The organism is Candidatus Electronema sp. TJ (genome assembly GCF_048287355.1).
In the GTDB taxonomy this organism is placed as follows: domain Bacteria; phylum Desulfobacterota; class Desulfobulbia; order Desulfobulbales; family Desulfobulbaceae; genus Electronema.
This window is the reverse complement of the sequence record NZ_JBLWEP010000111.1, coordinates 1-7,842: the sequence shown is the minus strand read 5'-3', so window position 1 is coordinate 7,842 and position 7,842 is coordinate 1. Positions and strand designations below refer to the sequence as shown.

General features: G+C 58.0%; 9 protein-coding genes. 3 read left to right on the top strand and 6 right to left on the bottom strand.

Annotated elements, in window-relative coordinates:
* The 3 genes from ACNKID_RS08755 to ACNKID_RS08745 form a co-directional block, all read left to right on the top strand.
* Window positions 1–195: hypothetical protein (locus ACNKID_RS08755; protein WP_417913054.1), on the top strand; the 195-nt coding region annotated here is incomplete at its 5' end.
* A gap of 97 nt (window positions 196–292) precedes the next feature.
* Window positions 293–691: a putative toxin-antitoxin system toxin component, PIN family gene (locus tag ACNKID_RS08750; RefSeq protein WP_417913053.1), complete on the top strand. Its 399-nt coding sequence runs from the start codon at window positions 293–295 to the stop codon at window positions 689–691.
* Window positions 688–921, top strand: a complete 234-nt coding sequence (locus ACNKID_RS08745) for a toxin-antitoxin system HicB family antitoxin (RefSeq protein ID WP_417913052.1) — start codon at window positions 688–690, stop codon at window positions 919–921. The genes ACNKID_RS08750 and ACNKID_RS08745 overlap by 4 nt, the downstream gene beginning before the upstream one ends.
* A gap of 20 nt (window positions 922–941) precedes the next feature.
* Here the strand turns inward: ACNKID_RS08745 and ACNKID_RS08740 are convergent, their stop codons facing one another.
* The 6 genes from ACNKID_RS08740 to bamA form a co-directional block, all read right to left on the bottom strand.
* Entirely contained in the window at window positions 942–3,503 is a 2,562-nt protein-coding gene (locus tag ACNKID_RS08740) for an NB-ARC domain-containing protein (protein WP_417913051.1), read from the bottom strand.
* Window positions 3,504–3,514: 11 nt separating this feature from the next.
* The gene (locus ACNKID_RS08735) at window positions 3,515–3,763 is read right to left on the bottom strand and encodes a DUF2442 domain-containing protein (RefSeq protein ID WP_417913050.1); all 249 of its coding nucleotides are present in this window, start codon (window positions 3,761–3,763) and stop codon (window positions 3,515–3,517) included.
* A 6-nt stretch (window positions 3,764–3,769) separates the two neighbouring features.
* Complete coding sequence (locus ACNKID_RS08730; protein ID WP_417913049.1) at window positions 3,770–4,036, bottom strand: DUF4160 domain-containing protein; 267 nt, start codon at window positions 4,034–4,036, stop codon at window positions 3,770–3,772.
* A gap of 8 nt (window positions 4,037–4,044) precedes the next feature.
* Entirely contained in the window at window positions 4,045–4,401 is a 357-nt protein-coding gene (locus ACNKID_RS08725; RefSeq protein WP_417913048.1) for a hypothetical protein, read from the bottom strand.
* 29 nt (window positions 4,402–4,430) lie between these two features.
* On the bottom strand, window positions 4,431–5,339 hold the full coding sequence (locus ACNKID_RS08720) for a neutral zinc metallopeptidase (RefSeq protein ID WP_417913047.1): 909 nt from the start codon (window positions 5,337–5,339) through the stop codon (window positions 4,431–4,433).
* A gap of 110 nt (window positions 5,340–5,449) precedes the next feature.
* Window positions 5,450–7,842: outer membrane protein assembly factor BamA (gene bamA, locus ACNKID_RS08715; protein ID WP_417913046.1), on the bottom strand; the 2,393-nt coding region annotated here is incomplete at its 5' end.

Genomic DNA, 7,842 nt, shown 5'->3' with positions numbered 1-7,842 from the left:
GTGTCGCACCATGCTGAGTTGAACTGCCCTGCGGCTTGGCAGATGGAGTTTTCAGTGCCGCAGAAAACGGCTGCTGTTTGGCAGCAACCCTGTTTTGCCGAGCAGCAAAAGGTTGCTGTCAAACAGCAGCCGGATCAATTCTGCCCTGAAACCATCGCCGCAACCTGCTCCGCCTCTGCCAGCCTTCGTTTATAGCCGGTTTTGGTGATTCCCGCCTGTGCGGCGGCCTTCAGATGCCAGCTTGACAAGCTAATACCATATCCGGTACTCTAAGGCGATGAATAAAATCGTCATGGATACCAACGTGCTCTTTGCAGGATTGTATTCCTCATCCGGGGCATCGCACCAGATATTGCGTCTGATTGACAGCGGCAGGGTGCAGCCCGTCATTTCAACGGCTCTGCTGTTTGAATATGAGGATGTTCTGAAAAGAAAGCAAGCAGATTTGGCTCTGTCAGACAATCAGATTGATGTGATCCTTGATAACATCTGCGCTTTGAGCGAGTTGCAGAAGGTTTATTATCTCTGGAGGCCATATCTGCATGATCCAAAGGATGATCATGTTCTCGAATTGGCTGTCGCATCAGCGACAAAGACTCTTGTCACACACAACATTAAGGACTTTGCAGGGGCTGAACGGTTCGGCATCGCAGTCATTCGGCCTGGCAAACTGCTGGAGGCAATGCAATGAGCGCATTAAGTTTACGGCTGCCCAATTCCATTCATCGCCACATGAAAGAAATAGCCTCGCAGGAGGGTGTTTCGATCAATCAGTTCATTTCTTCGGCTGTGGCTGAGAAAATTTCTGCCATTGCAACCGAAAATTATCTGACGGCGCGTGCAGCAAGGGCGGACAGGGCCGCCTTTACGAGCATCCTTGATCAAGTTCCTGCCCGGCAGCCGCTGCCAGATGATCTGTAGGGGCGAAAAATTTTTCGCCCCTACGGAATTACGCCTCGCCCCTGCGGCTGCACCATCGCCGCGATCTGCTCCACCTCCACCAGCCTTCGTTTATAGCCGGTTTTGGTGATTCCATCCTCTGCGGCGGCCAGATGCTCCTCTGCGGTGAGGCCAAGAACGGCTTTGCCGCTGGCAAGAGCGAGTCGGGCGGCCTCCAGATGGCAGTCAATGAGGTGCAGCTGCATACCGCCGCGCTGCGCAATCTCTTCGCAGTCCCGCAAATCCCGTTCCGCAGCCGAAAAATGCGCTGCCCAGCGGCGGCACGCGGCGCGGGCAAGCAGTCCCCAAGGTAAATTATGCTCCGTACCCGCTTCCCGCAGGCCATCAACCGCCTGATTGAGCCATTCAACGGCTCGGCGGATAGGTTCAGCGTATCCGCCGATACGTTCTACGGCTCCGTCAATACGTTCAACGCATCCGCCGATACGTTCGACGGCTCCGTCAATAGGTTCAACGTATCCACTGATAGGTTGAACGCAGGCCAAGTCCGGTGCAACGCCGGAAATGACAGGCAGACCAGCTTGCGCAATTGCTTCCTGCACAGCGGCGCGGCCTAAAGTCAAATATTCGAGAGCTTGGCTTAATAAAGAATCGCCCTGAGTCCTCCATTGCAGCCATTGCTCCGTCCGCCCGCGCACTTCCAGCCATGCGCCGCCAGCCAGCAGCAGGTCGCAATACTGAAATCCCTGCACCGAATAGAGCCGGTCGTATTCCGGCTGCCGTTCCTGCTGCATCTTTTCCGCCTCCGCAAATAAGGCGTGTGCTTCAGCCAGTTCTCCGGCCTGATGCAGGGCATCGGCGAGCGTTATGCGGCCACTCATGCGGTCAAAAGCATCTCCGCTCCGGTCAGCAAAGGCCACGCTCTGCCGCCCAGCCACAACTGCCTGCGCAAGATCGCCGACAGTCAGATATAATTCGCTGAGATTGGAGGCATCTGCCGCTGCTCCTTTCCAATCTTCCTGATCAATGCTCAAATCTCTCCCTGCCTGCATCGGTTCTGCCGCCTCGGTCAGCCGTCCAAGCGCACTCAGACGGAATGCAGCCCAGTTGAGCACCACTGCCTTTCTATGATCAGTCAATCCTGTGGCTGGCGTATGCCACGGCACGGCAAAGAAATGAGCCAGCACTGCTAAGTCAGCAGCAAATGCGCCTATTTTTTTAGGAAGATAATGTTCATTCTGCCGCAATATCCTCGGCCAATACACCTCATGCACAGCCTCGTTGTGCATCCCCGCTGCGCAGCCATGCCGCACCGCCGCAAACAACGGCTCCATCTCCTCCAAGGTGTCGGGCAGCTCCTTGGCTGCGGCCTTGAAGTGCTCGTACAGCCGGACGTGCGCCTGCCGCCAGCTCTCCGGGTGCAGCTCGGACAGCCGTTTGCCGAAATACTGGCGCACCAGCGGGTGCGTGTCGAGGTTCTGCGGCTGCTCCGGGCGGTCGGTGTTCAGCAGGCTTTGCTTGCGCAGCCGTGCGCAGGCGGCGCGGAACACCCGCTCGTCGTTGGGCAGGCCGACGAGGCCCTCCTTCCGCAAAAAAGACATGACCTCCGCCGCAGCCGGGCGGTCGAACAGGCCGAGGCAGAAGAGGATCTGCAAATCCGAGCTGCCGAAGAGCTGCCGCTCGTATGCCGCCATCATCTTGAAGGCGTGGAGGCTGTCGCGGGTGGCCTCCGGGAACTCGGTCAGCTCGCGCAGCATATCTTGCCGCCGGATGTCGCCGTTCTCGTATTCGCTCAGGTACTTGGCCAGCAGGCTGAGGGACAGGGCGTGGCCGTTGTACGCCTCCACCGCAGCGCACAGCTCCTTGTCGGTGCCGATGATCCCTGCGGCGCGGAACAAGGCGATGCCCGCTGCGGCGTTGAGCGGCTCCAGCTCGTGCTGCTGCTGATGCGGCCTGCCGTTCAGCTCCATCACCGGCTGGCGGGAGGATATGAGCAGGAGGCCGTTGTTGTCCGCCGCAAGCTGCAAGCACAGGCTGAGGAGGCCCTTGTCCTTGAGCGCACCGTTCATCGGCCCGCCTAATGGGTGCTGGAGCGGCTCCAGGCCGTCGAGCACCAGCAGCGTGCGCTGGCGGCGCACCAATTCAGCCAATTTTACACCCCGGTCATGCTCCGAGCGGATCGGGCTGCCGTCATGACCGAACCACGCCAGCGCGTTGTCAAAGAATTCAGCCGCTGAAGCCTGCTTGTCCTCGCTCGAACCCTGCGAATAAAACGACCAAGTATAGACTGCATCCGCGCCGCGCCAGTGCTCATCGTCAATCCACTTCTGCATCAAGGCGGTCTTGCCCGCGCCGCCCATCGCAGTCAGCACGAGAACATTGCAGCCGTCCTCCTGCCAGGCTTGATCAATCAGCGCAAGCTCGTCGTCCCTGCCAAACAGCGCGGAATCGGTCTTCGGCAGGCGGGAGAGGTCGAATTTGCCGGAGAGAGGTGGCGGCGGGGAGGCAGAAGAGGGCTGAATGGTGATGCTGACGTGCTCGCTGTTGCTGACAGCAATAAGATTATTGCTGCTGCCGCCGCTGTCCTGCTTGATGTCGGTCATTGCTGGCTTCCTTATGGTGGGCATTCAGCCGGAATCATCTCGGCAAGCAAAGTTTCCGGCGCGATGTCCTGCTCGTTCGGCCAGGTCACAGCCCCGAACAGAATGCCGACCTGCTTGAAATACTGCGGATCGCGGAGTTCCTGAAAAACACCGCGATGCAGATAGGGCTTCAGGTCGAAAATGCCTTTCCGGCCATTTTCCAGCTCCACATAAATGCGGCTGTCTTCAAGCGGCAGAACGAATTTCGCGTCCCAGTGCATGGCATTTCACAACGGAGCAATCTTGTACAGCTTCTCATCGCCGAGGGCAAGCTCCCAGTCTGCTGTCAGCTCATCGCGGCGCAGCTCAATCCATGCCTGCACCAGCCTGAGCTGCTTCCGGGGCAGCTCTCCGGCAAGCACTTCGCCGTCAGCGATGCTGATGGAAGCCTCGTGCTCCGCATATTTGGCATGAATGTGCGGAATGCCGTGATGCTTGTTGTCGAGCAGATACATGCGGATGATAATTCCATAAAACATGGAGATGACCGGCATGATGCTTCTCAGGCGTTGATGCTCACATGCTGTCCGCCGACCACTGCAATCACTTTGCTGTGGTCACCAGAAGCCGTCTGGTTTATGCTCCCGCTGCCCGGCTGCGCTTTTCCCATCAAGGCCAGCAGCTCCTCAGCCGCCTTGATGATTTCCGCATCTTTGTCCGCTCCGGCGGCTTCCAGCTCCTCTTGCAGAACTCCCTTCCTGTTCGCTGAATCAGGTTTCTGCTCCAAGCTCTCCAATGCGCCTGCCGCGCCGCTCTTGCGCAGCAGCAGCTCTCTCAGCTTCCTGTAGCCAGCCTTCACCGTATCAGAACCCAAATTGCCCAATGCGCCCCCAATTGCGGCGATGATGATGCTTTCCATGATTCGTATCTGGTTGAAAGAGTTTGTTCCTACTTCTTTGCGAAGGTGTTGCAGCGTTCCATCTCGCCGCCAGCCAAGCCGGTCTTGAACCACTGCATCCGCTGCGCCGCGCTGCCGTGGGTGAAGGAATCCGGCACCACATAGCCCTGCGCCTGCTTCTGCAAGGTGTCATCGCCGACCGCGCTGGCCGCAGCCAGCCCTTCCTCCATATCGCCCTTCTCAAGCAGCTTGCGTTTTTTGTCAGCGTGAGAGGCCCAGACCCCGGCAAAGCAGTCGGCCTGCAATTCCTGCTGCACAAGCAGCTTGTTGCTGTCGTTCTTGCTCAGCTGCTTGCGGGCGGCGTGAATTTTGCTGGAAATGCCGAGCAGCGTCTGCACATGATGGCCAACCTCATGAGCAATGACATATGCCTGCGCGAAATCTCCCGGTGCCTTGAAACGGTTTTTCAGCTCGTCAAAAAAGCTGAGGTCGAGATAAACCTTCCGGTCGCCGGGGCAATAAAAAGGGCCGATGGCGGATTCGGCAAAACCGCAGGCCGACTGCACGGCGTTGCGGAAAAGCACCAAGCCCGGCTCCTCGTAGGTCTTGCCCTGCTGCTGGAATATCTCGTGCCACGTTGTTTCAGTGTCCGCCAGAATGACGGAAACAAAGTCCACCAGCTCCTTTTCCGCCGCTGTTTCCTGAACCGGCTGAGCCGTGCCGCTGACTTGGGCGGGCTGCATCAAGCCGAGTAGAGAAAGCACCCCGCCGAGATTGCCGGTCAGCAAAAGGTAGCCGCCTATCAGCACAGCCGCGACTGCTGTGCCTTTGAAACCGAGCAGCTTCACCGCCATCGGCAGCAGGCGGAGCATGTCGCCGCCGCCCTGCCCTCCGCCGGAAACATTCATGCCGCGCCGATCTTCAATGTTGTCGCTCTTCCGTCTTCCTTGCCAGTCCATAGCGGCCTCCTCTCCTTGCATTGCGAGTGTTTTTTTGCCTGAAAACAGAACGGGGCAGGCTTCCGGCCCGCCCCGCGTATGCTGCTGAATGCTTGATCCGATGTTGCTGCTCAGAAGTTGCCGCCCATGGCGAAATCCCACTGAGCATCCTCGTCGCCCGGCTCGGAATCCAGGTTGTAGCCCCAGACAAGGCGCAGCGGCCCCATCGGCGAGAGCCAGTTGAGGCCCAAGCCAGCGGACTTTTTCATGCTGCCGAAATCCCAATCGTCATCCTGCGCGTAGACATTGCCGAAATCGCTGAAGACCACGCCGCGCAGCCCTGCGTCCTTGAGCAGCGGAAAATGCAGCTCAAGATTGGCGAACCACATTTTGTCGCCGCCGTACTTCTCGTCGTTGGCCGGATTGATCGGGCTGATGGTCGAGGACTTGAAGCCGCGTATGGAGTTCATGCCGCCAAGGTAGAAGTTGTCATAGACCGGCAGCTTGCCGTCCTCGTTCTCAAAGACCTTGCCTGCCGAAAGCCTGCCGGAAACAACCGTGGACAGCGGCAGGGGATAATACCAGCCGGAGGAGCCTTCCACCTTGGTATACTGCGCCTCTCCGCCGAAAAGGCCGCCAGCCTGCTGCACGCTGATGCTGTTGCGGGAACCCTCGTTGGTGTTGAACAGTTTGTCTCTGGTGTCGCGGACCAGCGAGATTTTGAACGCGCTGGTGATGTTGATCTTGGCCGACTCGCGGATGTAATCTGAAGCATCCTCGGCGATATCCTCCAAAGTAGTGTCTGTCCAGCTGTAGCCGTAGTAAATCCGCCATTCCTCGATCAGATGATGGCCGAGCCTGAGGCCCGCGCCTTTCGAGGACTTGGTGTAGTCGGTGTACTCGCGCTCCCAGTTGAACACATCCGCGCCTGCTGAAACCCTGGAGTCAAAAATGCGCGGATCTGTGTAGGAAAGGTTGAATTTGCTGCTCACCGCGCTCATGTTGGCGGAGAAAGAGAGCCGGGTGCCGAGGCCGAGGAAGTTGTCCTCGGAAATCTCACCCATGAACATCAGCTTGTCCGAGGAGGAATAGCCCGCGCCGATGCTGAACTGACCGGTGGCCCGCTCCTTCACCGCCACGAGGATGTCCATCTGATCTTCCTCCAGCGTCGGCTGCGGGGTGACGGTGACATCTTCAAAAAAGCCCAGCCGCTGGAGCTTCTTGACGGAGTCGCGCACTGCCTTGGAGTTGTAGGTGCCGCCTTCCTCCACTTGCAGGTCGCGGCGGATAACATTGTCACGGGTGCGGGTGTTGCCCTGCACTTCGACGCGGTTGAACTTGACCAGCTCGCCCTTGCTGATGGTCAAGGTGACATCCACCACGCTGCCGCTGTCCGATTTTTTAATTTTCGGATCGACCTCGGCAAAAGCGTAGCCCTGCTCGGCGCAGAGGTCGGTCAGCTTGAGAATATCCTCCTGCATGACTTTGCGGCTGAAGAACTCCTGCTTGCGGATGTCCAGCATCGCCAGCAGCTCCTCGCGGCTTTTGAGCAGGTCGCCCTGGACATCCACCTCGCCCAGCTTGTAGCGCGGCCCTTCCTCAATAGGAAAAGTGATCAGGATGTCTTCACCTTCCTCCTTGACCTCCGGCTCGCCCACTTTTGCCTCAATAAAACCGTGGTCGGCGTAAAAAGCGGTCAGCCGGGCGGCATCCTGCTTGAGCACGTCATTCTTGAGTGTGCCGGAGCCAGTGAGCCAAGAGGCGTACCATTTCCATGTGCCGGTCTGAAGCTCACCCTTCAGCTCGTCCTCATCAAAAGATTTGTTCCCGGAAAAATGAATCTCGGCGATGGACATCTTCGTCCCTTCGTTGATCTCGAAGAGCACTTCGGTGTTTTTCGGGTCGGACTCATTGATTTTGAAGCTGCTCTTGGCCGAAGAATAGCCTTTGCTCCGATACAGCTCGTCGATCTTCTTCACTGCCTCGTTGAGCGCGGCAGGATTGAGAATGCTGTTCGCTTTAATGCCCGCCGCGTCCTGCACGTCCTTTTCATCCAGCTTGTCGATGCCGGTGAAGGTGATTTTGTGGATCAGCGGCTTCTCCTGCACCTGGAAGACCACCTTCTTGCCCTTGGGCGAATCTGCGACTTCTATGGTCACATTGTCGAAATAGCCCATTTTAAAAATGGACTTCAGATCATCCCGCAGCTTGTCCGGGCTGTAGGGATCACCGGGCTTGGTGCTGATTTTGCCGAGTATCGCGCCGGAGTCAATACGCTCGTTGCCTACCGGAGCCACTGAAGCGACAGTCAGCTCGCTGTTGGTCCGGCCCAGAACTTCAGTCAGCAGCTCCTCCAGCACCAAGGCCAGTTCGGCTGAGGATGCGCCTTCTTTGTAAACCGGCTGAGACTTACCCGGCTCCAGCAGGTCAATAATCTGCATGTCCACAGAAATACGCCTGCCGATCACGCTCAGGCTGCCAACAGCGGCATAGTCCATGCCGCCATGCTCCAAGGCTTTTGTCA